The organism is Vibrio sp. STUT-A16 (assembly GCF_026000495.1).
In the GTDB taxonomy this organism is placed as follows: Bacteria; Pseudomonadota; Gammaproteobacteria; order Enterobacterales; family Vibrionaceae; genus Vibrio; species Vibrio diabolicus.
On the sequence record NZ_AP026766.1, the window covers coordinates 1,280,149 to 1,302,673 of the forward strand.

Annotated in this window: 18 protein-coding genes and 1 pseudogene; 12 read left to right on the plus strand and 7 right to left on the minus strand. The window is 46.1% G+C overall.

Annotation, left to right across the window (positions count from 1 at the left end; genetic code table 11):
- Position 1: 1 nt before the first annotated feature.
- The 6 genes and pseudogenes from OO778_RS22315 (at position 2) to OO778_RS22340 (ending at position 7,137) form a co-directional block, all read left to right on the plus strand.
- Positions 2-1,438 (plus strand): aldehyde dehydrogenase family protein, encoded by a 1,437-nt coding sequence (locus tag OO778_RS22315; protein ID WP_264911738.1) that lies wholly within the window; start codon positions 2-4, stop codon positions 1,436-1,438.
- Positions 1,439-1,580: 142 nt separating this feature from the next.
- A pseudogene (locus OO778_RS22320) lies at positions 1,581-1,742 on the plus strand (rubredoxin); the annotation flags it as partial.
- Positions 1,731-3,014, plus strand: coding sequence for an FAD-dependent oxidoreductase (locus OO778_RS22325; RefSeq protein WP_264912827.1), 1,284 nt, complete (start codon positions 1,731-1,733; stop codon positions 3,012-3,014). The pseudogene OO778_RS22320 and the gene OO778_RS22325, both read left to right, overlap by 12 nt.
- A 12-nt stretch (positions 3,015-3,026) precedes the next feature.
- Positions 3,027-4,343, plus strand: a complete 1,317-nt coding sequence (locus tag OO778_RS22330) for an FAD-binding oxidoreductase (protein WP_264911739.1) — start codon at positions 3,027-3,029, stop codon at positions 4,341-4,343.
- Positions 4,340-4,690: an ethanolamine utilization protein EutQ gene (locus tag OO778_RS22335; protein WP_025768531.1), complete on the plus strand. Its 351-nt coding sequence runs from the start codon at positions 4,340-4,342 to the stop codon at positions 4,688-4,690. The genes OO778_RS22330 and OO778_RS22335 overlap by 4 nt, the downstream gene beginning before the upstream one ends.
- 401 nt (positions 4,691-5,091) lie before the next feature.
- On the plus strand, positions 5,092-7,137 hold the full coding sequence (locus OO778_RS22340; RefSeq protein WP_264911742.1) for an EAL domain-containing protein: 2,046 nt from the start codon (positions 5,092-5,094) through the stop codon (positions 7,135-7,137).
- A gap of 67 nt (positions 7,138-7,204) precedes the next feature.
- Here OO778_RS22340 and azu read toward each other — a convergent pair whose 3' ends face one another.
- The 3 genes from azu to norR form a co-directional block, all read right to left on the minus strand.
- Positions 7,205-7,657 (minus strand): azurin, encoded by a 453-nt coding sequence (gene azu / locus OO778_RS22345; RefSeq protein WP_005392455.1) that lies wholly within the window; start codon positions 7,655-7,657, stop codon positions 7,205-7,207.
- Positions 7,658-8,019: 362 nt separating this feature from the next.
- Entirely contained in the window at positions 8,020-8,670 is a 651-nt protein-coding gene (locus tag OO778_RS22350) for an HAD family phosphatase (protein ID WP_005392456.1), read from the minus strand.
- An 88-nt stretch (positions 8,671-8,758) separates the two neighbouring features.
- A complete protein-coding gene (gene norR, locus OO778_RS22355) occupies positions 8,759-10,291 on the minus strand; it encodes a nitric oxide reductase transcriptional regulator NorR (RefSeq protein WP_264911745.1) in 1,533 nt (510 codons plus the stop codon).
- Positions 10,292-10,481: 190 nt separating this feature from the next.
- Between norR and norV the strand changes: the two genes are divergently transcribed.
- The 3 genes from norV to OO778_RS22370 are packed head-to-tail and all read left to right on the plus strand — an operon-like array spanning position 10,482 to position 13,525.
- Positions 10,482-11,984, plus strand: coding sequence for an anaerobic nitric oxide reductase flavorubredoxin (gene norV, locus OO778_RS22360; RefSeq protein WP_264911747.1), 1,503 nt, complete (start codon positions 10,482-10,484; stop codon positions 11,982-11,984).
- Positions 11,985-11,993: 9 nt separating this feature from the next.
- Positions 11,994-13,142: an NADH:flavorubredoxin reductase NorW gene (norW, locus tag OO778_RS22365; RefSeq protein WP_264911749.1), complete on the plus strand. Its 1,149-nt coding sequence runs from the start codon at positions 11,994-11,996 to the stop codon at positions 13,140-13,142.
- Between the two features lie 44 nt (positions 13,143-13,186).
- The gene (locus OO778_RS22370; RefSeq protein WP_006742231.1) at positions 13,187-13,525 is read left to right on the plus strand and encodes a DUF1971 domain-containing protein; all 339 of its coding nucleotides are present in this window, start codon (positions 13,187-13,189) and stop codon (positions 13,523-13,525) included.
- 129 nt (positions 13,526-13,654) lie between these two features.
- Here OO778_RS22370 and manA read toward each other — a convergent pair whose 3' ends face one another.
- Together manA and OO778_RS22380 are read right to left on the minus strand one after the other, a co-directional pair.
- Complete coding sequence (gene manA, locus OO778_RS22375) at positions 13,655-14,887, minus strand: mannose-6-phosphate isomerase, class I (protein ID WP_104970219.1); 1,233 nt, start codon at positions 14,885-14,887, stop codon at positions 13,655-13,657.
- Between the two features lie 76 nt (positions 14,888-14,963).
- Complete coding sequence (locus OO778_RS22380) at positions 14,964-16,871, minus strand: fructose-specific PTS transporter subunit EIIC (protein ID WP_074189848.1); 1,908 nt, start codon at positions 16,869-16,871, stop codon at positions 14,964-14,966.
- A 385-nt stretch (positions 16,872-17,256) separates the two neighbouring features.
- Between OO778_RS22380 and OO778_RS22385 the strand changes: the two genes are divergently transcribed.
- Positions 17,257-18,099: an AraC family transcriptional regulator gene (locus OO778_RS22385; protein ID WP_006742228.1), complete on the plus strand. Its 843-nt coding sequence runs from the start codon at positions 17,257-17,259 to the stop codon at positions 18,097-18,099.
- Between the two features lie 34 nt (positions 18,100-18,133).
- On the opposite strand, the gene OO778_RS22390 is transcribed toward OO778_RS22385, so the two are convergent.
- Both OO778_RS22390 and OO778_RS22395 read right to left on the minus strand, forming a co-directional pair.
- On the minus strand, positions 18,134-18,910 hold the full coding sequence (locus OO778_RS22390) for a PTS sugar transporter subunit IIA (protein WP_074189849.1): 777 nt from the start codon (positions 18,908-18,910) through the stop codon (positions 18,134-18,136).
- An 8-nt stretch (positions 18,911-18,918) separates the two neighbouring features.
- Positions 18,919-19,221 carry a PTS fructose transporter subunit IIB gene (locus OO778_RS22395; protein ID WP_074189850.1) on the minus strand — a complete coding sequence of 101 codons (303 nt, stop codon included), beginning with the start codon at positions 19,219-19,221 and terminating at the stop codon, positions 18,919-18,921.
- A 267-nt stretch (positions 19,222-19,488) separates the two neighbouring features.
- Here OO778_RS22395 and OO778_RS22400 point away from each other — a divergent pair, with 267 nt between their 5' ends.
- Both OO778_RS22400 and OO778_RS22405 read left to right on the plus strand, forming a co-directional pair.
- A complete protein-coding gene (locus OO778_RS22400) occupies positions 19,489-21,360 on the plus strand; it encodes a fructose-specific PTS transporter subunit EIIC (RefSeq protein ID WP_139059223.1) in 1,872 nt (623 codons plus the stop codon).
- A 180-nt stretch (positions 21,361-21,540) separates the two neighbouring features.
- Complete coding sequence (locus tag OO778_RS22405) at positions 21,541-22,419, plus strand: NAD(P)-dependent oxidoreductase (RefSeq protein ID WP_264911769.1); 879 nt, start codon at positions 21,541-21,543, stop codon at positions 22,417-22,419.
- Positions 22,420-22,525 lie beyond the last annotated feature (106 nt).

The window sequence follows — 22,525 nt, forward strand, 5'->3', positions numbered from 1 at the left end:
TATGATGCATTACCTTAATTATATTGATGGTGAGTGGTGCGATTCAGAGCAAGCGCTGACCGTCATGAACCCTGGTACAGCCGAAGCGTATGCGACGGTTGCAGAAGCCACTATCACCGATGCAGATCGCGCAATGGCAGCGGCACGTCGAGTAGTCAATCAAGGCCTTCTTTCGGACGTTCGTCCAGCCGTCAGAACCGAGTGGATGTTAAAAGCCGCCGCAGCTATTCGTGAAATGGTTGATGAAGGTGGGTTAGTTGCCTGTCGTGAAAATGGGAAATCTTTGCAAGATGCCAAAGATGAGTTTTTAGAGTCGGCACGTTACTTCGAATACTACGCTGGCATGGCCGACAAGCTGGAAGGCACGTCAATTCCGTTGGGTAAAGACTATGTCGACTTCACTCAATATGTGCCGTTTGGCGTGTCAGTGCAGATTGTGCCGTGGAATTTCCCTGTCTCTATTTGTGCACGTTCATTGGCACCTGCATTAGCCGCAGGTAACGCAGTGGTGATCAAATCGCCAGAGATTTCTCCACTTGCCATGACGTTGTTGATTAAAGCGATTGAAAAAGCGGGCTTCCCAAAAGGCACGATTAACTTGCTATGTGGCAAAGGCTCAGTCGTTGGCAGTCATTTGGTGCAGCACCAAGAGGTCGATCAAATTGTCTTTACGGGTTCCGTTCCAACTGGCCAACGCATCCTGCAAGATTCAGCGCAACGCGCTACTCCATCGGTGATGGAGCTGGGTGGTAAATCGGCTGCTATCGCGCTGAAAGATGCGAACCTCGAAACACTTTTGAAAAGCGTTCAGGTCGGTATTTTCTTTAACGCTGGTCAAGTGTGTTCGGCAATGTCTCGTTTGCTGATTCAAAAAGAGCGTTATGAAGAAGTAAAAGCGGCAGTAGTGGAAATGGCAAAAAGCCTAACTATTGGCCTAGGCGAAAGCCAGCCGGACATCACACCGTTGGTATCTGCTGATCAACAAGCACGCGTGCTTGAAATCATAGAACAAGCAAAAGCCGACGGCGCAAATATCCTAACGGGTGGCTACGCACCTGATTTATCGGGTTACTTTGTGGCACCAACGGTGATTGAAGCCTCACCAGATATGCGTATTGCTCAAGAAGAAGTGTTTGGCCCTGTACTGGTAATTACACCGTTTGAAACCGAGCAAGAGGCCGTTGAAATTGCGAATGGCACCGATTTTGGCCTGGTTGCTGGTGTCTTTGGTGAAAGCCTAAACCAGACATTGCGTGTGGCGCAGCAACTGCGTGGTGGGCAAGTGTTCATCAATGAATGGTTTGCTGGTGGTATCGAAACACCATTTGGTGGCGTGGGCTTGTCCGGTTTTGGGCGAGAAAAAGGACAAGAAGCGATTTATAGCTATGTCCAGACACGCAATATTGCCATTCGTTTGCAGCAAGACAGCAACGTATAGCTACTGTGTAACTTGATTTTCATCACCTCGCACCGGCTTGGATTTCAGACCACAAGCTAGGGCGAGGTTGATGGAATCGCTACAAATCTGACAGTGGTTTGTAAACACGGAAATTCTGAACAAGGTAGTTGGAGTAAAAGTGATGAGAAAGTGGCTCTGTATTATTTGCGGCTTAATCTATGATGAAGCACAAGGTTGGCCATCCGATGGCATTGCACCAGGAACAGCATGGGAAGATGTGCCGGATGATTGGTTATGCCCCGACTGTTTAGTGGGTAAGGCCGATTTTGAAATGATCGAAATCACCGACGATGCGCCAGTAGAAGAGGTCGCGGCAGTGTCTTCGGTGTCGGTAGGATCGTCTGTTCAGCCAAATGCGGCTCAGCCACTTCCATCTGAAGTCACTCAGCCTATATTTTCAGCTGACCCTATCGTTGTCATCGGTAGTGGCCACAGTGGTTACCAGTTGGCAGCGGCACTTAGAGCGCAATCTGAAACGGTTCCGATCACTGTCTTTACCGCTGATGATGGCGCACTGTACAGCAAGCCTGCCTTGTCTAATGCACTGGTCATGAATAAAGACGGCGACGCGCTACAAAGTGAAAGCGCGTTGGAGTGGGAAAGCCGTCTCAATATCCGCGTTTACCCGCATACCCGCGTTGAACATATCGATCGTGCCAATTCAACGCTACATACCTCCATCGGTAAATACGCCTACAGTCGCTTGGTACTGGCAACAGGTGCATCACCGATTGAAATCCCAATTGAGGGTGATCGCTCTTGTGTTATGAGTGTGAACGACTTAGTTGATTACCGCCGTTTCAGAATTCAGCTACAGAACAAAAAGCGCATCGCAATCCTAGGTGATGGCTTAATTGGCTGTGAGTTCGCGAATGACCTGATCGAAAGCGGTTATGAAGTGACAGTTATCGGGTTAGGTCAATGGCCAATGGAGCGTTTGATCCCGCAACAGTTGGGTGAATCATTACAAAGTGCACTTGCCGATCGAGGCGTGCAATGGGCTCTACAAGACAGTATCGCCAGAATCGAGCCAAGGTCCGAATCAAGCGCGGTTTTGCATCTAAACAGTGGCAAGCAGATTGAAGCAGACCTAGTGCTAAGCGCGGTTGGGCTCAAGCCAAATGTATCGCTGGCTGAGCAAGCAGGGCTCGAAGTGGGCCGCGGCATTAAAGTGAATCAATTCGGCCAGACGAGTGATGAGAGTATTTACTCGCTAGGCGACTGTGTTGAAACCGAGCAAGGTTGGCAGCCGTATATTGCGCCGATTAATCAAATGATTCCTTCCGTAGCGAAAAGCTTGCTAGGCGATGTCGCGTCAATCTCGTTAACGCCAACTCCTGTGATTGTAAAAACGCCGATTCTTCCACTCACTATTTTCCCGGTTGCCCCGAACGAACTGGGACAATGGTATATCGAGAGTCAGGCAGATGAATTGACCGCTGCGTTTTATTCTCCTGAGGGAACGATGCTTGGCTTTGCGTTGCTAGGAAGAAAAGTACAGTCATTACGAGGTCCTTGGCTAGATCAATTGTCATTGAAACTGTCAGCAGCGTAACGGAGAAAGAAGATGATTCATTTACCCAATGATGATGCAACATGTGGTTGGTACCATGCGTTGCCAAGTATTGCAGAAAAACCAGCGTTAAAAGGTAAACAAACTGCTGACTATGCCGTGCTAGGTGCCGGTTTCGCTGGACTAGCTATGGCAAGACGTTTAGCTGAGCTTCAGCCTAACGCACGAATTATACTGATTGATGCGCAACGTATCGGCCAAGGGGCGTCAGGGAGAAATTCGGGCTTTGTGATCGATTTGCCTCATAAGTTTTCACTTGAGCATCCCGATCCTGAGCACAAACAAAAGTTATTATCGCTCAACCGTTCTGCGATTGCTCAGCTAGACACTTTAGTGTCGAAGCACAGTATTTCTTGTCAGTGGTCAGCAAAGGGCAAATATCAAGGAGCCGTAGGGGCGCGCGGTGAAGCGTATCTCGATCACTTTGAGCACCTAATGAAAGACCTTGGCGAACCATACTTCCATGTTAATGGCAGTGAGCTGGCGAAAGTCTTAGGGACAAATTACTACAGCCGCGCAATTTACACGCCGGGCGGCTATTTAATGCAACCTGCTGCTCTGGTGCGTGGGCTAGGGGAAAGCCTTCCAGAGAACGTCGAGGTGTTAGAAAACTCGCCAATCCGCAAACTCAGTAAAGAAAACGGTTACTGGGTATTACATGGAGATAGTGGTTCTGTTGAAACCACTGAACTGTTACTTGGCACCAGCATTTTTACTCGTGAGTTTGGTTACCTTAAAAACAGATTACTGCCAGTGATGACGTTTGCAAGCTGGACGCGTCCATTGACCGACGCAGAAATGCAACGATACGGAGGTGAGCTGAATTGGGGTTTAACTCCAGCAGATCATGCGGGAACGACGTTACGTATGACCGCCGATCGACGTATTTTGATCCGAAATACTTACAAACACGTGCCGAAATATGGCTCAAGCATGAACGATAAAGTCAGAGAGCAAATCCGAGACGATCATCGTCAAGTCTTTTTGGCGCGTTACCCCGAGCTGGCCGACGTAACATTTACTCACACATGGGGTGGGGTGTATGCCATCTCTCGTAACTTTACTAACTTTTTTGGTCAATTAGATGAAGGTGTTTATGCCAGCGCTTGTGACAATGGTGTTGGTGCTGCGTGGGGAACCATTTCTGGAACGCTGTTAGCTGACTATGTCGTTGGTGCGACATCTAAATCATTGGATGACATACAGCAAGTGACAGGAATGCCTTGTTTGAATCCGCCAGAGCCTTTTTTAGGCATGGGAGTAAAAACGCGTATCCAATTAGCAAAATGGCAAAGCCGGAGTGAATTATGAAGCAAGTCAAACTCGTTGATAGTAAAAACCTCGATTTTAATGTTCGTGGTGATACGCCGGGAATGGCGTACGTAGCCCGAGCGTTAAGCCCGGAAATTTCACCAAACATTGGCGTAGGCTTTGCTAAATGGGAAGGCGCTCAAGTGGCTTGGACGGTGCTTTATGATGAGGTTATTTTTGTGATTGAAGGCTGTTTTGAGCTGACCGCAAACGGTGAGACACATTTTGTGCACCCAGGTCAGATGCTGTGGATCCCGGAAGGAACCGAGCTGGTTTATGGTGGGCATGCCCTGTTCGGCTATGTGGTTCATCCAGGAAACTGGAAAGAGCTACACGGGATTGAATGATTTTTTTACAGACGAGACAACGACTTGAAGTTCTACTCGTGCTAAATCAAAAATCGTTCACAGTGTATGTGAGCCAAATCAACTCGCCCGTTAAGGGCGTGTCACCGAAGCCTCCTTCTTGAAGTCATTAGGGTATATACATCAGTTTTAACGATAGCCATATCGAGATGTTTGGTATGGCTTTTATCGTTAAGGATAATAATCTCATTGGATCAAGGGGTATATAATCGTTAAATTGCACTTGCGACATCTTTGCGCTGTGACTGGCAATTCAAACTATTGTTTTAGCCAATAGAAACACTAAAAATTATCCACCAAATAATACGTTACTGAGTCTGGCCGTTGCATTTACGGCTGCCTATTTCGCAGCCGATGATTATTACTTAATATAAGAACTCACCATGCACACTCGTCGTGAACGCGTATTTGATCCCTTTCATCGTCTAACGGTATTTACAGATAAATGGCGACTTGGATCTAAATCTTATCTTACTGATCTCGCATCTATTGCCTTATTGCTGTTACCGCTGACGCTATCTAACGCACTTGCCATCTTTCTTGGTCACGCTTCTAGAATCCTAGGGGTGTCAGAGGTTTCTCAGTTATTGTTCCATCTTTCTGATATTTTAATCAACTTATATCCCACAGCGTTTTGCATTGTGGCTGGTTACTATTTATCGCATAAAGTGAATGTGTCGAGCGCGATTATCATCATTTATTCGTTGGTCATGTTCTATTTAATTTCAATAGAGAATGACAGCCTTTCTAGTAATTACATGTTGCCGAATAACCCGTTATTAGCACTCTTTAGTGCAACGGTGTCATACGTTTATTGTAAAAGTTTCCGAATTGAGCTGCTTGATCCTCAAGCAATGGACTTCTCTTCTCGTCTTTTTAAAGATGTCTTACATTTTTTCGTATTCGTTTTATTTGCGGTTAGCTTATCTCATCTCACCGCAGCGGTGATGGATGCTTTTACTACAACAGTGGCTGGACTTAACTTTGATCCGCTGACGTTCACAGGAGGATTATTTTATCAATCCATCTTGAGCTTATTAGGAGCGGCGGGCATTAATGGTCACAACATGTTGTTTTCCATCAAGCAGCAAATATACGCTGCGACCGAAGCCAACATGGCTGCTTGGCAAACAGGCGAAGCGTCGCTTAACGTCATTAGCCAAGGTTTTTACGACGCATTTTTATCCATGGGCGGGTCAGGGAATAGCATCAGTTTACTCCTGTGTCTGTTATTGTTCGCTAAAGAGCGCAATCATATTTTACTGGCGTTAGCGGCAGCACCATTGGTGATGTTCAACATCAATGAAGTGCTGCTATTTGGGTTGCCTATCATCTTTAATCCTATTCTGGTCGTCCCATTTGTATTAGTGCCGCTGGTAAGTTTTATCATCACCTACTGCGCAATTGCTTCCGGCTTAATTGCGCCTGTTGAAAATATTGTGAACTGGATGACACCGCCTCTGTTGAGTGGTTATGTTGCAATGGGGCATCAGGTCCAGGGGGCGATACTTCAACTGGTGGTGATTGCGATTGGTGTACTAATTTATCGACCTTTTTATCTAGCCTATGCAGGCAAATATGTGGGGCAGCTTGGGGTAAGTAATACTTACAATGGTTTAGAACAATCCCTATTTAAATCACTACTCAGTAGTGTGAAAGATGCGAACACATCGAGTATCAGCAAGTCATCCGCGCAGAAGCGTTTAACTTCCATTCTTCGTGAAGGCGAGTTGGTGATGTTTTATCAAAAGCAGCATTCAACAAAGGATGCGGAACAGTATTCTTACGAAGCGCTTATTCGATATAAAGATGAAGATGGAAACTTACTTTCACCAACGTTTATTGAAGATTTTCACCGGTTAGATGCTATGCCACTGCTCGATAAACTAGTTCTCGAAAAGGTGTTGTCGGATATGAAGGAAATGGGATTATCTGATCAGCGAAGAGTGGCCATTAATGTTTCTGTTGCTACCATTCAACAAGTGGATTTTGTTCAGCATTTACAAGGCAGGTTGGTCTATTTTGGAATCCCGGCTGAATGGCTTGAAATTGAAATTACTGAAGAAGCCGTATTAGACAATGAAGTTTCTTTAACTAACACCATGAAAGCTCTACAGAGTATGGGAGTTCGTATCACAATGGATGATTTTGGTACGGGCTACGCATCGTTTCCTCATTTGTTCAAGTATCCATTTAACAAGATTAAGCTAGACAGATCGCTGCTATTGGACGCTAACGATCATCGTGGACGTCAACTGTATCGATTGGTTGCTAAGTTAGGACATATTGCAAATTGCGAGGTCGTAGCGGAAGGGGTGGAAACGCAGTCTGACTATGACTTTGTGCGGTCAAGTGGGGTTGATAAAGTTCAAGGATTTTACTTAGCAAGGCCTGTACCTTTGGATGAGATTATCCATCGACGTGCTTAACTAACGTGCAATAAAAAGGGAAGCGATGGCTTCCCTATAGTGAGTCTTGTTTTGACTTAGTTAGCTCTTATTTGAACTCAAATTTACCCTGCATGATCGCCCAGTGACCAGGGAACGAGCAGAAGAATGAGTAGTCGCCGCCAGCTTTCATTTTTTCAGTGCTGAAAGTAATGCTGGTGCTTTCACCGCCGCCAATCACTTTTGTGTGAGCGTATACACGGTCGTCATTTGGCTTCACGTAATTGTTTTCTGCACCTGCTGCCATGCCGTCCGTACCTACTGCTTGTAGATTAGCGGTATCTGCGATAACGACGTTGTGACCCATTGATTGTGCAGGCATTTTACCTGTGTGGTTTAGCGTCAGTTTTACTTCTTTACAAGTGGCTGGAACGCTCAGTGTTTTAGTAGAAAACTGCATCATATCGTTAGCATCTAGGGACACTTCACACTCGGCACTGGCTTGGGCACCAAAGCTCATTCCTACTAATGCGAAGGTTGCTGCTAATAAACGTAAAGACATATAACACTCTCCATTTTATATTTTGGGCTGATTTGGATTAATCTCATCCAATAGTTCTCATTATCAGCCAATTTTCACTCGAAAAACGTGCTTCAAGCGGTATATTGACGTTTTGTTGCAAAGTTGTACTGGTTAGTTCCACTATTTGATCACTCATAGGCCCTATTTCATGCGATGGCGTGAGGTAAATCAAAAAAGAAAGGAATACGCTCCGTACAGAGATAAGGTCTATCTTATTAAGCCTTTGGAGCAGTATCTTGGCATTTATTAGAAGTAGATTAGAGAAGGTGAGGGGAGAGACTCAAGTATAAAAAAGCTCAGCCAAATTGCTGAGCTTTAACAGTTAGAGCGGCAGTTTACGTTTAGCGATTTTGCTTCAACGCATCTAACGCTTCATGTAATGACGGCACGATGGAATGACCAAATTGTTTTACCTCTTCGCAAGGTTCAACTAAATCCGGAATCTGATAAGTAACCATATTCGCTGCCACGGCTGCGCGAACACCGTTATTGGAATCTTCAAAGGCTAAACATTGGCTTGGTTCTACATCCAGACGATTCGCTGCCAGCAAATAGATTTCTGGATCGGGTTTACCGTGGTTTACCTCGCAGCCTGTGGTGAGGTTGTCGAAGTACTTACTCAAACCCGCTAATTCCAGTTTGATTTTCGCCACCTCTTTTGCCGTAGAAGTCGCTACTGCGATTGGTAAGCCTTGTGCTTTCAGCCATTCTAGCAGCTCAACAACACCATTTTTCACTGGGATGGCTTGGTGTTTGACGACAGCATTGTAACGAGTACGCCATTCATGATGCAGGCGGTCTAGGTTCTCACCGTAGGCTTTGCGGAAAATTGCTTCAATACCTGCCGCATTGCGACCAATGATCGAGAGATAAACATCTTCATAAAACGGAAGGTTTTGGACTTCACATGCTTCTTGGAAAATACGCATACAGACGCGCTCAGTATCAAGGAGCAAACCATCCATATCAAAAATAGCAGCTTGGTAGTTCATTACATTACAGACTTTTCGATTGTGATGGTGCATTTTGACATAAGCGAGATAGATTTTCTTGCGGAATTCAAACCGTCCGTATCCTTTTTTACTTTATACCTAGCCGTTTGGCTAAGCGGTGTAAATTACCATTATCGAGTTCTAGCTGACGTGCTGTTGCAGCCCAGTTTCCTTGATTCTGCTCTAGTGCTTTTAGAATAATGGCTTTTTGGAAGGTGTCAGTGGCTTGCTTTAAACCAGCGTCTGACAGTTCAAATGAAGAGCTAGGTATACCTGGCTCTTCAGTGATGGGCTGATTGTTCGATGCTTTGATATCGAAATCTTGTCCCACCAATTCGATATCCAGCGATTGAGTTCTAGCTTTGGCAAGCACGCCCGCTCGTTTGATTACGTGTTCCAGTTCACGCACGTTGCCCGGCCAAGAGTAATCTTTGAGTGCTTGAACTAGAGTGGGAGAGAGTCGAACACTGTTCAGCCCCAACTTGCTGCGTAGTTGCTCTGCAAAGAAACCAGCCAGTAGCACGACATCGTCTTCACGTTCACGAAGTGGGGGAACATGAAGAGGGAATACACTCAAACGGTGGTATAAATCTGCTCTGAAACGGCCAGCTTTTACTTCTTCATGCAGAACACGGTTCGTTGCCGCCACAATGCGCGTATTGACTCGAATATGGCGGTCATCACCCACACGTTGGATGTCGCCGTATTGGAGAGCTCGAAGTAACTTAGCTTGCAGTTCTAACGACAGTTCGCCGACTTCATCCAAAAACAGTGTGCCGCCGTCGGCTTGCTCGAACTTACCCTTGCGATTACTGATAGCACCAGTAAAAGCGCCTTTGATATGACCAAAAAGCTCACTCTCTGCGACAGACTCAGGTAACGCGGCACAGTTTAAGTACACCAAGGTATTATTGGCTCGGTGAGAGCGATGATGAATTGCGTTTGCGACGAGCTCTTTACCAACCCCTGTTTCACCCATTACCAACACCGATAGCTCGGTATCTGCCACCGCATCGATTTGCTCTTGAAGTGCTTTCATCCCAGCAGATTTGCCAATGATTTCGTTGCTTAGCGTGCGTTTCTCAGTGTAAGACTCACGTGGCAAGCTGGCTTGTGTTTCTAACTGCTCCAGTAGTAGCGCAGTGTGCAAGCCACCCGCGGCTAACGCACTTACAAAGCGTAGTTCTTGATTGAGTAAACCATCGAACTGATTCGGGTCGAAGGCATCAATAGTGATCGCGCCAATCAATTGATCGTCGATCAACAAAGGGAGGCCAATACATGAATGGACGTGCAGCTTGTCGTCGTGGTTCGGAATTAACCCGTCATAGGGATCGGGTAAGTCGCTATTCGATGGAAACCGTACGATATCGCCAGCGCGTGCAATGGCTTCCAATCTCGGGTGTTGGTTTATAGAAAAACGGCGTCCCAATACTTCCTTTGCTAAGCCATTGATAGCCAGCGGCTTAAAGTGCTGATCTTCATACAAAAGAAGAGCAGAAGCATCACATTTTAATATCTCGCGAATCGTTGTTAATAAGGTATCAAATCGAGCTTGCCGAGTGAGCGCTGAATTTAGGTCTTGCGTGATGTGTAGCCATTGCGCGATTAAAGAAGTCATAGCCAATACCAATTGTGTCAATATGACTATTTTAGTGTCTTAATGACAATTTTCAACTGTGTCTAAATGACAGTTGTTAAAGTTATATTTTAATTAAATTATTGAAATGTATAGCAATTAAAAGTTGGCATGCCCAGTGCAATACAAGAAGAAATTATTTTTGTTTATCCCGTCATTCAAGGTAGTAATTATGACAATTCACGTAAAAAACAACATCCACTGGGTAGGTCAACGCGATTGGGAAGTTCAAGACTTCCACGGTACAGAATACAAAATGACAAAAGGTACCAGTTACAACAGCTATCTTATTCGTGAAGAGAAAACCGTATTGATTGATACGGTCGATCATCGATTCAGCCAGCAATTTATCCAGAACCTAGAAATGGAAATCGATCTTAAGACGATCGATTTTATCGTCGTGAACCATGCAGAGGAAGATCACTCGGGCGCATTGTCTGCATTGATGGAGAAGATTCCGAACACGCCAATTTACTGTACGGAAGCGGCGATTGATTCGATTGTTGGCCATCACCATCATCCCGAATGGAACTTTAAAACGGTAAAAACGGGTGACAGCATCGATATTGGTAACGGTAAGCAATTGGTGTTTGTGGAAGCGCCAATGCTGCATTGGCCAGACAGCATGATGACATACCTAACTGGCGATGCAGTGTTATTCAGTAACGACGCATTTGGTCAGCACTACTGCGATGAACGCTTATTCAATGATGAAGTGGATCAAAATGAGCTGATGGAACAGTGTTTGCGTTACTACTCCAACATCTTAACGCCGTTCAGCAGCTTGGTAACAGCCAAAATCAAAGAAGTACTGAGCTTCAACTTGCCTGTCGACATGATTGCAACTTCACACGGTATTGTGTGGCGCGATAACCCAGTCCAAATCATCGAACAGTATCTAGAGTGGGCGGATAACTACCAAGAAGATCGTATTACCATCTTCTACGATTCTATGTCTAACAATACCCGAATGATGGCGGACGCGATTGCACAGGGCATTCACGATGTCGACCCGGGTGTCGCGGTTAAAGTCTTCAATGTGTCTAAGCACGATAAGAATGAAATTCTCGCCAATGTGTTCCGCTCAAAAGGCATCTTGGTTGGTTCGTCTACCATGAATAACGTCATGATGCCGAAGATTGCTGGCATGCTGGAGGAGATCACAGGTCTTCGTTTTAAAGCCAAGAAAGCCGCTGCCTTTGGTAGTTATGGCTGGAATGGTGGTGCGGTAGACCGTATCCACGCACGGTTGACCGACGCGGGTTTTGAAACGGCAGTCAGCCTGAAAACTAAATGGCGACCAGATGGTAAAGCGATGCGTGAGTGTCGTGAACATGGCAAGAGCATCGCGAAATTGTGGGCGAAACATTCACTAACAAGCCCTGTTGCGTCTCCGATGATGGCTGCGTCTGCACCGCAAGTTCAATCACAGCCCGTTGTACAAGTAGAAACGCAAGCCGTGGTCCAAAGGGAGCTTATTAATCCAAGCTCAGAGGCACATCCATCAGATTGCCAATGCATGATTTGCACCGTTTGTAACTGGGTGTATGACCCTGCTCAGGGGGAGCCTAATCAAGGAATTGAATCAGGTACCGTGTGGTCAGACGTTCCGGACTACTTCCTTTGCCCTGAGTGTCACTTGGGTAAAGATGTATTTGTTGAGTTCAAGGGGTAAGGAGCTGTGATGCAAGCACCAATTGTAATCATAGGCAGTGGCTTTGCTGCCTATCAACTAGTTAAAACTGTGCGTCGAATGGATGCACAGGTGTCAATTCAAGTATTCACCGCTGATGACGGTGCGGAGTATAACAAGCCCGATTTGAGCCATGTGTTCAGTAGAAAACAGACCGCGAGGGATCTGGTGGTAAAAACGGGAGAAGCGTTTGCTCAAGAGCATCATATCGAGTTATTAACCCACACTAAAATTGAGAGTGTGGATACGCAAGCCCAACAAGTGGTAGCAGATGGACAAGTTTATGCGTACTCCAAACTGGTTTTTGCAACGGGTGCAAAAGCTTTTGTTCCTCCAATGCGAGGTGATGCTTCTGGCGATGTCCTAACGCTCAATTCGTTACAAGAGTATCAGCTCGCAGAAGAGCGAATCAGTCAAGCAAAGCGCGTAATGGTTATCGGTGGTGGTTTGATTGGCGTTGAGATTGCAATGGATATTGCGAGCAGCGGCAAAGCCGTTACGGTGGTTGAATCAAACCAACGCTTGCTTGCCAATCTTATTCCTGAGTTTGTGGCGTTGCCTCTGGAAATCCAACTTAAGCAGCAAGGCATTCAACTGGCGTTGGGAAATGGGGTTGTTGAGGTGAATCGTACCGCCGATTCGTTGGTAGCGACTTTGAACAGCGGTGAAGTGAGCGAGATTGATGTAGTGATTTCTGCCGCTGGCTTACGTTCAAACACTCAATTAGCGAATGCTTGTGGATTAGAGGTTGGGAAAGGCATTGCTGTTGATGCTAAGCTGCAGACTTCTGCGAACAATGTATTCGCTCTGGGCGATTGCGCCGAGATACAAGGGCGTATGCTTCCATACCTTCAGCCAATCGTGTTGAGCGCTAATGTTTTAGGTAAGCAGTTGCTTGGGCAGGAAGCGCAATTGAAGTTGCCACCAATGATGGTAAAAGTCAAAACGCCGAGTTACCCAATTCAGCTTGCCGGGGACTTCAGTGCTGTCGCGAATTGGAATGTGCAGATTTCTCAATCTGGCATCGTAGCAAAAGCTGAAAATGAACAAAGCATATTGACAGGGTTTGTTGTGACGGGTGAGCAAGTGGCTCAGGCTTTTCTGTTACTGCGTGAACTGTCTCAAGTCGCGCAATCGTAACTCGCTTCAAGCAGCACAATTTTATATTCAAAGAGGGTATAACCATGTCACATCTTCGTATACCGAAAGACTGGACGGTTCAACGTTCGACGCCATTTTTTACCAAAGGCAGTGTGCCTCCAGCTCTTCTAACTCATCACAACACAGCCGAAGGCGTGTTTGGGCAGTTATGCGTAATGGAGGGGCAAGTCACCTATTATGGTTTTGCAGATGAATTCGCGACAGAGCCTGAAATGGTCGTCGTGATCAACGCAGGTCAGTTCGCGACAAGCCCGCCACAGTATTGGCATCGTATTGAAATGAGCGATGATGCACAGTTCAATATTAACTTTTGGTCGAATAAAGATAAAAGTGGACAAGCGATGTTCCATGCTAAGCAGTAAACCTTTCTAGACAATTTGATTATTGCGTGAATTTATCGGGAAAAGCGCATATTAAGTAAAAGAGCAGAGACGTTTCTCTGCTCTTTTTTGCTTATTGGCAGTAACGACATGCAAACTTAATCAGCGATATTAACTGTAAGCCCGCGCCACACGACCTTCGCAATTCAAACTGTATTGTTTGGCGTAAGCTGGGATGAAAACAGATTGGCCTTTATCTACTACACACGTTTCACCATTTGCGTGTGTAATCACGAGCGGGGAATCTAGCGGCAACAGGATTTCTGCGGTTCTTACATCAAGCGTTCGTTGGTTGGCTTGTTTTACAATCGCGAATTTGAAATCGTCGACGGGAATTGGGTATTCCAACATGTCGTCGTTTTCGATTGGCGCAAGCAGTAGGGTGTCGAATGGCTTTTCTTCGAAGCGTGTGCATGCAACGAGTTCTTTTATATCCATATACTTCGGCGTTAAACCGGCACGTAGCACGTTGTCTGAGTTCGCCATGATCTCAAGCCCCGTACCTTTCAAGTACGCGTGTGGCGTTTCTGCATTCAAGAACATCGCTTCGCCTGGTTTCAGCGTGATGACGTTGAGTAGCAAGGGCGCAAACAAACCAATGTCGCCCGGGTATTGCGCTTCTAACTCCAAGACCAGGTTGAACAGAGGTAAGTCGGTGATGCGAGCTTGTGCCAATAGCACCGTCAACGCCATCTCTTTCTGTTCGCCTTCCAGTGACAATAGACCGGAGAAGAAGCTCGCCAAGCCTTTGGAAGTTTGATTGTCGATAAGGTCATCCACCAAGCTTTGCAGCTCAGGAATCGCCAGCTCAGAGAAGAAGCTGATGATTTCACTTGTTGGGCGGAAGCCATTCATCGCTTGGTATTCGGTTAGCGCGTAAACCAATTCTGGTTTGTGGTTTGGATCTTTGTAGTTACGGTTTGCAGCGGTTAGGGGAATGCCTTGTTTTTCTTCCAGTGCAAAGCCTAGCTCTGCTTGTTGTTTGTTTGGGTGAACCTGAATCGACAGCGCTTTCTCAGCGGCAAGTACTTTAAACAGGTATGGAAGTTCACCAAAACGGTTTGCGACTTCTTCACTCAGAAAGGCGTTCATGTCTTGAGCAATCAGTGAAGAGAGTTTGGTCTCTTCACCGTTTACCATCACCACTGAGCAACCGTTTGGATGCGCGCCCATCCATACTTCGGCTTGTGGTTCGCCCGTTGGGTTTTCAATGCCAAACAGTTGGTTAACAGAAGTAGTGCTGCCCCAAGCGTAGTTTTGAATCACGTTGTTCATCAGGAAAAACATCGGATGCTTAGCTTGAGTTTGAATCGTTTGTGTATCGGACATCGTTAAATCAGACATAGAGTGTCACCATGAGAGAAAATCATGGCTTGGGCGACATTGCCCAAGCCATAGGAGCCATTTGGGGTAGGGGGGATTAAGCGGCTGCTTGCATCATTTTTGCTTTGCGAACTTTCTTCAGAGTTACACACGTTACTGCGGTAACGACTGCGCCAGCTGCCATACAAATCAGAGCAAGTACTGGGTGGTTCATCGCACCAAGTAGAGCGACAACTGGACCGCCGTGAGCAACACTGTTGGTAATGCCGAATGAGAACGCCATTACTGCTGCTACCATTGAGCCAAGTACGTTTGCAGGAATCACTGACATTGGATCTTGCGCTGCGAACGGAATCGCACCTTCAGAGATACCAACCAGACCCATTGCACCAGCTGCTTTGCCCGCTTCTGTTTCTGATTCTTCGAACAGGTCGAACTTGCGACCAAGCGCTGTTGCTAGTGCCATGCCTAGAGGTGCCACAGGGATTGCACACGCCATCGCACCCATAAATTGAGTTTGACCGCTCGCAATCATGCCCACAGAGAATAGGAACGCGACCTTGTTGAATGGACCACCCATATCGAAGCCAGCCATACCACCAAGTACGATGCCTAGTAGAAAGACGTTACCTGTACTCATGCTCGTTAGTAGCGCAGTCAGGCCGTCCATTAGGCTTGCGATTGGCGCGCCGATAACGAAGATGAAAAGACCAGCGATGAATAGCGAACCTGTGATTGGCGCAATCATGATTGGCACCAAAGGTTGAATGAATTTGTGGTAGTTAATCGACGTAATCCACTTCACGAAGTAACCCACAAGCAGACCTGCGATGATGGCACCGATAAAGCCTGTACCTGCTTCTGCGCCGTAGAAAGAACCGTTGTTTGCAATCCAACCACCGATCAAGCCAGGAGCTAGAGCTGGGCGGTCAGCAATCGCGTAAGCAATGTAACCGGCAAGGATTGGGATCATCAGGGTAAAGGCAACCACACCGACATTGAGGATTTGGTTCCACATGCTGCCTTCAGGAATCGCCATACCCGCTTCACTTGGCTGACCGCCTACAGCAAGAGCAAGGGCAATCAACAGACCACCGGTTACGACGAATGGGATCATGTGTGATACGCCATTCATCAAGTAGCGATATAAGTCAGAACGGGCTTGAGAAGCTTTGTTTGCAACTGACGCTTGCGTATTGCCATTGGACTTAGCTTGGTACGTCGGTGCGTTTAACGCTTCACTAATCAGTCCTTGAGCATCGCGGATTGGGGCTTTTACGTTAGTTTTAACCACGCGTTTGCCCGCGAAGCGGTTCATGTCGACTTGTTTGTCACAGGCGACGATGATGGCATCTGCACGCTCGATTTCTTCTGCGGTTGGGCTGTTTTTCACACCGATTGAACCGTTCGTTTCAACCTTGATTTCGTAACCCATCGCCGCTGCACCTTTCTCTAGCGCTTCCGCCGCTAGGTACGTGTGGGCAACGCCAGCAGGACAACCAGTAACACCAATGATGAAACCTTGGTTTGCTGGAGCATCTGTCACTGGTTGCGGTTCTTCTTTAGCAAGAAGGAGTGCCAGTGCGTCGTGGCTGTTTGTTGCGCCTAAGAACGCATCGATGAAACCATCTTCAATCAATTTTGAAGACAGTTCTGCAAGTACTTCGATATGGTGGTTATCGCCACCGTCTGGAGAGGCGATCATGAAGAACAGCTTTGAAGGTAAACCGTCTTCCGCGCCGTACTCGATACCTGATTTGCTTACGCCGATCACAACCGCTGGTTCAATCACAGCGGCGCTTTTCGCGTGTGGAATTGCCACGCCATCTTCAAATCCAGTATTTCCTAATTCTTCACGTGCTTTTATATCTGCAAGAAATTGTGTTTGGTCAGAAATACGACCTTGGGCATGAAGAACGGCAACCAGTTCTTTAAATACGTCTTCTTTTGAAGACGCTTTAAGATCAAGCTTAATTAAGTCTTTATTTATTAGTTTGGTGATCATTGTAGAACCCCTATAAATATAATTTTTATTTCAGGGATATTTTTAAATTAGTGAGAAAAAGACTGTAGTGAAGAAAAAATGCATTTACTGGAGGATTGTAACCGACTAACTATAGTGTGATTTAGATCGTTCACTGGACAAATCTAGCTGCATATCTGTGACATGATGGATAAGAAGCCAAACGATAAGTGAAATGTGGCTTTGCTCCCATTTGAAAAGGGATTGAGTGTTATTGATAAAGTTTTTGTTGCTGGAAAATTGATGCGTTAACTGAATTTTTGTAACATAAAAATGGAAGTGTGATTTTGCTCAATAGCACAAAAGTCCAGTCCGGTGTATATCTATAGTAAATAGCATCATTGATGCATATATAGAGTGTGAAACAATGATTTTTCATGATTTAATTTCAGCGGTATTAAATGAAAGAGAGCCATTTCATAATATTTGGTTTGCAGGAGATTTTCATACGCCGCCTGAATTTAGCTATCAAGTTAATTTCCCTCGCCTAGAGTTGGTTCTGGATGGGGAATATATTAATGAAATGGAAAGTCATGATCGAAAAGTAACGCACATCGTTGCTAAAAAAGGCGACGCGATATTTATTCCACCCAACTGTTGGAATAAACCAGACTGGGATACCGATTGCTCAGTGTTAAGTATTTTGTTTGGGCGTCGACAACTTGGGTTAAGTTTGGTGAGCAAACGCAAAGGTGAGGCAAACTTTTACGATATTCAAAAGCATAGCATCCAAACACGCTCAGGATTTGCGATAGATAACATCTTAGAAGCGTTGAGCTCACTGGCTCGTGAGAATACTAAAAAACCAATGGATGAGCTTTTACTGCAAGCATTACTGCAATACGCGAAGACGATGTTGGATGCTCCAGTCGAGCAGCAGTCACATAGCCGTGTACAAGATCTCTATCAAGGGATTTGTATCTACATTCAAGAGAACTTCCATCGCCCAATCACACGTGACAGCATTGCGTCGAGATTCAGTATTTCCTCGAACCATTTGTCGCGCTTGTTCCGTCAGCAGGGGCACATGACCTTGGCAGACTACATTACTTGGGTACGCGTGGATCGTGCGAAGTTTATGCTCAAGAAATACAACTTCAAACTCAATGACGTGTCAGTGCGCTGTGGATTTAAAGACGTGAACTATTTCTGCCGAGTATTTAAGAATCGTACAGGCAGAACGCCGACGGAATATCGTGGTTCGATTTAAGCCTTCAGTCAGAGTGCGTAAATCATAGAGAAGTTTAGGCGAGCAGCCTCGACATGGCGTACATCAGCAGCGCTTGTAAGTCGACGCTGCTTTTTGTTAGTAGTAGGCGTTCCGCCATTTGATCGGTAAGCAGATTTCGTGTGAGATTAGTGGCCGCAATGATCTGTTCTCGGGTCGGCTTTTCTGGCATCACCAGTGCTATAGCCAGATGAACATCACCCATCTTCGAAGCCCAATCCATCGACTTTTCATTCGCAATAACGGCAATAGAAATATGGTCAACACCTGAAAACATCACATGTGGGAGAGCGATCCCCGGAGTCACGCAAGTTGATGAACGTTCTTCGCGTTTAATAAAAGCAAGAATCAGTTCGTCGGGATGAATGGGGTGGATCAGCTGAGCTAATCCTTTAAGGCATTCAAACTTGGTGAGCGCGGTATGCGCTTTGGCGTAGTGCCATTTGATTTCACAAGGTGGGCAAATTTGCGGTAAACGCTCGGCCAGTTGGCTAGAAAACTCATAGTTGATATGAGATCCCACCACCGTAAAGTGTTCAGCAATCATGTCTTTGATGACGAAGCAGGCCAACTCTGCGTCAATGCCAATCGCTGTGATTTGACACAAATCACCTTGTTGTAGACCTGCTTGCAAAATCGCCACGGACTTGGTGAGTTCCGCAACACGATTTTGCGTTACATTAATGATATGTAAGGTACTTTTGAACTTCTTTGCCACTCGATTGAGTGGCTGAGCAACGTGCGCACTGGCATTTGCATTATCGACGAAAAAGGTGATTTGGTATTCGTTCATCTGCAAATTTAGTCGCGGCAGTGGACGAGGAATACTTTGTCGACGTTCAGCAAAACCACTTCAATGGGGATTTGAATTTTGCGCGTCCCTTCGAATCGGCCAGGTTGTTCTATCTCAATATCCGACACGATCAAAACCCGATCCGCTTGAGCGATATCGTGAGGAGTGAGCTGATTTTCTATCCCCATCGCACCTTGCGTTTCTACTTTAATTTGCACGTTATGTTTTGGCGCAGCTTTCATTAGTGCATCTGCTGCCATATAAGTATGAGCGATGCCTGTAGGGCATGCTGTCACCGCTACGATTTTCATGTTCTATCCATTTTATTTTTTGTGGATATTAGCACAGCCACCGCAGATTGAATTGATTTGAGCTGGATTAACGCAAGAGCTCTATCACAGTTTGAATCTCATGTTACATTAATCCAGTTAATGCACTTTTAGTCCTATATATCAAAGGGTAGGCACTGGTTAATCTATGCCCAAGTCAAATGAGTAGGAACGCATACGAGCCAGGGGATCCTATATCTCAAACTCACTTGGGTATATATTCGAGCGTGAATATTGGAAGGTAAAACAATGGACATCACAAACCTAATTGAGCTGGAAACGATATGTTTAGATCTAAAAGCTCAAACCAAAGATGAAGCGCTCAAAGAGCTGGTCGAGATGCTAGAGGCTGCCGGCAAGCTCAATAGTCAAAGCCAGTTCTTGGCAGATATCTGGAAACGAGAAGAGATCGGTAACACAGGATTTGATGATGGTATTGCGATCCCTCATGCCAAAAGTGATGCTGTAGCGCAACCAGCTGTCGCGGTCGGGATCAGCCGTAATGGGATTGATTATGGCGCCGAAGATGGCGAGCTGTCCGATGTGTTTTTCATGCTGGCGTCCCCAGATGGTGATGATCATCATCACATTGAAGTATTGGCACAAATTTCCACCAAAATTATCGAAGACGGCTTTGTTGAAAAGCTCAAGTTGGCTCAATCGCGAGAAGAAGCGCTTGAGATGCTGACTGATATTCAAACCCAATCCAATGAATTTCTCCCAACTTCTTTAGAATTTACATCAGAACCCCTAAGCCCTTGGGCGCAAAAACTTGGTCGCATTAAAGAGCACCTGCTGTTTGGCACATCTCACATGATCCCGTTTATCGTTGCGGGCGGTGTGTTGTTGTCGTTGTCGGTGATGATCTCTGGTCACGGTGGTGTACCACAAGAGGGCATTCTGGCCGATATTGCCCAAATGGGGATTGCTGGTCTGACATTGTTTACTGCCGTTCTTGGCGGATACATTGCTTATTCCATTGCCGACAAGCCGGGCCTTGCGCCGGGTATGATTGGATCTTGGATTGCGGTAAGTCATTACAATACGGGTTTTTTAGGTGCGATTGTGGTCGGCTTTTTTGCTGGCTTTGTCGTTTGGCTATTAAAGAAAATTCAGCTACCAGACAGCATGAGTTCGCTTGGCTCGATTTTTATTTATCCGCTAGTCGGTACGTTTGTTACTTGCGGCGCGGTGATGTGGGTGATAGGTGCTCCGATAGCCAGCGCAATGACCACCATGAACGAGGTGCTGACAGGCATGGCGGGGTCAGGCAAAGTGATGCTCGGAACTGTGCTTGGGGCAATGACCGCGTTTGATATGGGCGGCCCAATCAACAAAGTGGCGACGTTGTTTGCTCAAACCCAAGTGAACACGCAACCATGGTTGATGGGCGGGGTCGGTATTGCGATTTGTACGCCGCCATTGGGTATGGCACTAGCCACGTTTTTGGCGCCGAGTAAATTCAAGCGAGATGAACGCGAAGCGGGGAAAGCCGCAGGTATTATGGGGATGATCGGTATTAGCGAAGGTGCGATTCCTTTTGCCGCTGGCGACCCTGCACGAGTATTACCCGCTATTGTGGCGGGGGGCATCGTTGGTAACGTGATTGGCTTTATGTTCCACGTAATGAACCATGCACCGTGGGGCGGTTGGATTGTTCTCCCTGTTGTGGATGGAAAAATTGGTTACATCATCGGCACGATTGCGGGCTCTGTTACCACGGCGTTGATCGTGATTGCACTAAAGAAAACCGTCACCGAAGATGAAAGCTACACAGGTCATTCTCAAGTATATGGTTCCGTTCAAGGCGAAGGTGAGGCGGATGTTTTGGCGGTTACATCTTGTCCATCAGGTGTGGCACATACGTTCTTAGCGGCTAAGTCATTGGAAAAAGCGGCTTGTGCACTCGGCATTAAGATTAAAGTCGAAACCCAGGGCGCGAATGGCGTCATCAACCGAATTACCGAGAAAGACATCGAGAAAGCCAAGTTTGTGATTTTTGCTCACGATGTAGCGATTAAAGAACCGGAACGCTTTCGAAAAATCCAAGTCTTGGATGTCAGTACCAAGGATGCCATGTTGAACGCCACGGCTTTGTTGCAAGCTCGTAGAGTATCTTAACATTTAACTTCTGAGAAATGTCTCCTCGATGACCCTGATGAATGCTTTTGGTATTTACTCCAACATCGCGGTTCGCTTTTATTTGTGCCGCGAGTGAAGGATAAATTACGAGTAATGTTTTCAATTCTTTAGTAGCATGTTACAAAACATTTCAGTCAGGTGAACTAAGGGAAGCGTGCAATGGAAAAACAACGAGTAGCATTTATTGGTTTGGGTGTTATGGGTTACCCAATGGCGGGCTATTTGAGCAAAGCGGGATATGAAACCAAAGTATACAACCGCACCAAAGCCAAAGCTGATAAATGGGCTGCAGAATACAACGGCATTGCGTGTGAGACACCGCGAGAAGCGGCAGAAGGTTGCGATATCGTATTTACTTGTGTCGGTAATGACGATGACGTGCGCAGCGTTGTATACGGTGAAGAAGGCATTCTAGTCGGTCTAAAAGCAGGCGCGGTACTGGTTGATCACACCACGACTTCCGCTGATTTAGCCGTTGAATTGGCCGATGCTTGTACCAAATATGGCAATCACTTCATTGATGCTCCGGTATCTGGTGGTCAAGCAGGCGCAGAAAATGGCGTACTAACCATCATGTGTGGTGGCGAGCAGAACATTTTTGATCGTGTGTCTCCAGCGATGGACGTATATGCAAAGCAAATGACGCTTCTGGGTGAAAATGGCCAAGGTCAACGTTGTAAAATGGTAAACCAAATCTGTATTGGTGGTGTGCTTCAAGGCTTGAGCGAAGCGTTGTTACTCGCGCAGAAATCCGGTTTGGATATTGAACAAGTAGTTGAAACACTCAAGCACGGTGCTGCAGGGTCATGGCAAATGGAAAACCGCGCCAAGACGATGGCGGAAGATAAGTTTGATTTTGGCTTCGCGATTGATTGGATGCGCAAAGACTTAGGCTTCTGTTTGCAAGAAGCAGAGCGGGTTGGGCTCACCCTACCACTAACTAAAAAAGTGGATGAGCAATACGCAGACCTTCAACGCGATGGTTTAGGTCGCATGGATACATCTGTTCTGATTAAAGCCGTGGCTAAGAATCAGTAGTAGATAAACAGTTCTTTGGTATCAAAGAGCTTGAAGAAATTTAAGTTGATCATAATCGTTCCCCTTGAACATTAGTGTGTGACTAACGAACTTGAATGAGGAGGTG

Bases quoted from the DNA above. Each gene is read 5' to 3' on its own strand.
- OO778_RS22315 (WP_264911738.1), top strand. From the start codon at position 2: ATGATGCATTACCTTAATTATATTGATGGTGAGTGGTGCGATTCAGAG.
- OO778_RS22325 (WP_264912827.1), top strand. From the start codon at position 1,731: ATGATCGAAATCACCGACGATGCGCCAGTAGAAGAGGTCGCGGCAGTG.
- OO778_RS22330 (WP_264911739.1), top strand. From the start codon at position 3,027: ATGATTCATTTACCCAATGATGATGCAACATGTGGTTGGTACCATGCG.
- OO778_RS22335 (WP_025768531.1), top strand. From the start codon at position 4,340: ATGAAGCAAGTCAAACTCGTTGATAGTAAAAACCTCGATTTTAATGTT.
- OO778_RS22340 (WP_264911742.1), top strand. From the start codon at position 5,092: ATGCACACTCGTCGTGAACGCGTATTTGATCCCTTTCATCGTCTAACG.
- azu (WP_005392455.1), bottom strand. From the start codon at position 7,657: ATGTCTTTACGTTTATTAGCAGCAACCTTCGCATTAGTAGGAATGAGC.
- OO778_RS22350 (WP_005392456.1), bottom strand. From the start codon at position 8,670: ATGAACTACCAAGCTGCTATTTTTGATATGGATGGTTTGCTCCTTGAT.
- norR (WP_264911745.1), bottom strand. From the start codon at position 10,291: ATGACTTCTTTAATCGCGCAATGGCTACACATCACGCAAGACCTAAAT.
- norV (WP_264911747.1), top strand. From the start codon at position 10,482: ATGACAATTCACGTAAAAAACAACATCCACTGGGTAGGTCAACGCGAT.
- norW (WP_264911749.1), top strand. From the start codon at position 11,994: ATGCAAGCACCAATTGTAATCATAGGCAGTGGCTTTGCTGCCTATCAA.
- OO778_RS22370 (WP_006742231.1), top strand. From the start codon at position 13,187: ATGTCACATCTTCGTATACCGAAAGACTGGACGGTTCAACGTTCGACG.
- manA (WP_104970219.1), bottom strand. From the start codon at position 14,887: ATGTCTGATTTAACGATGTCCGATACACAAACGATTCAAACTCAAGCT.
- OO778_RS22380 (WP_074189848.1), bottom strand. From the start codon at position 16,871: ATGATCACCAAACTAATAAATAAAGACTTAATTAAGCTTGATCTTAAA.
- OO778_RS22385 (WP_006742228.1), top strand. From the start codon at position 17,257: ATGATTTTTCATGATTTAATTTCAGCGGTATTAAATGAAAGAGAGCCA.
- OO778_RS22390 (WP_074189849.1), bottom strand. From the start codon at position 18,910: ATGAACGAATACCAAATCACCTTTTTCGTCGATAATGCAAATGCCAGT.
- OO778_RS22395 (WP_074189850.1), bottom strand. From the start codon at position 19,221: ATGAAAATCGTAGCGGTGACAGCATGCCCTACAGGCATCGCTCATACT.
- OO778_RS22400 (WP_139059223.1), top strand. From the start codon at position 19,489: ATGGACATCACAAACCTAATTGAGCTGGAAACGATATGTTTAGATCTA.
- OO778_RS22405 (WP_264911769.1), top strand. From the start codon at position 21,541: ATGGAAAAACAACGAGTAGCATTTATTGGTTTGGGTGTTATGGGTTAC.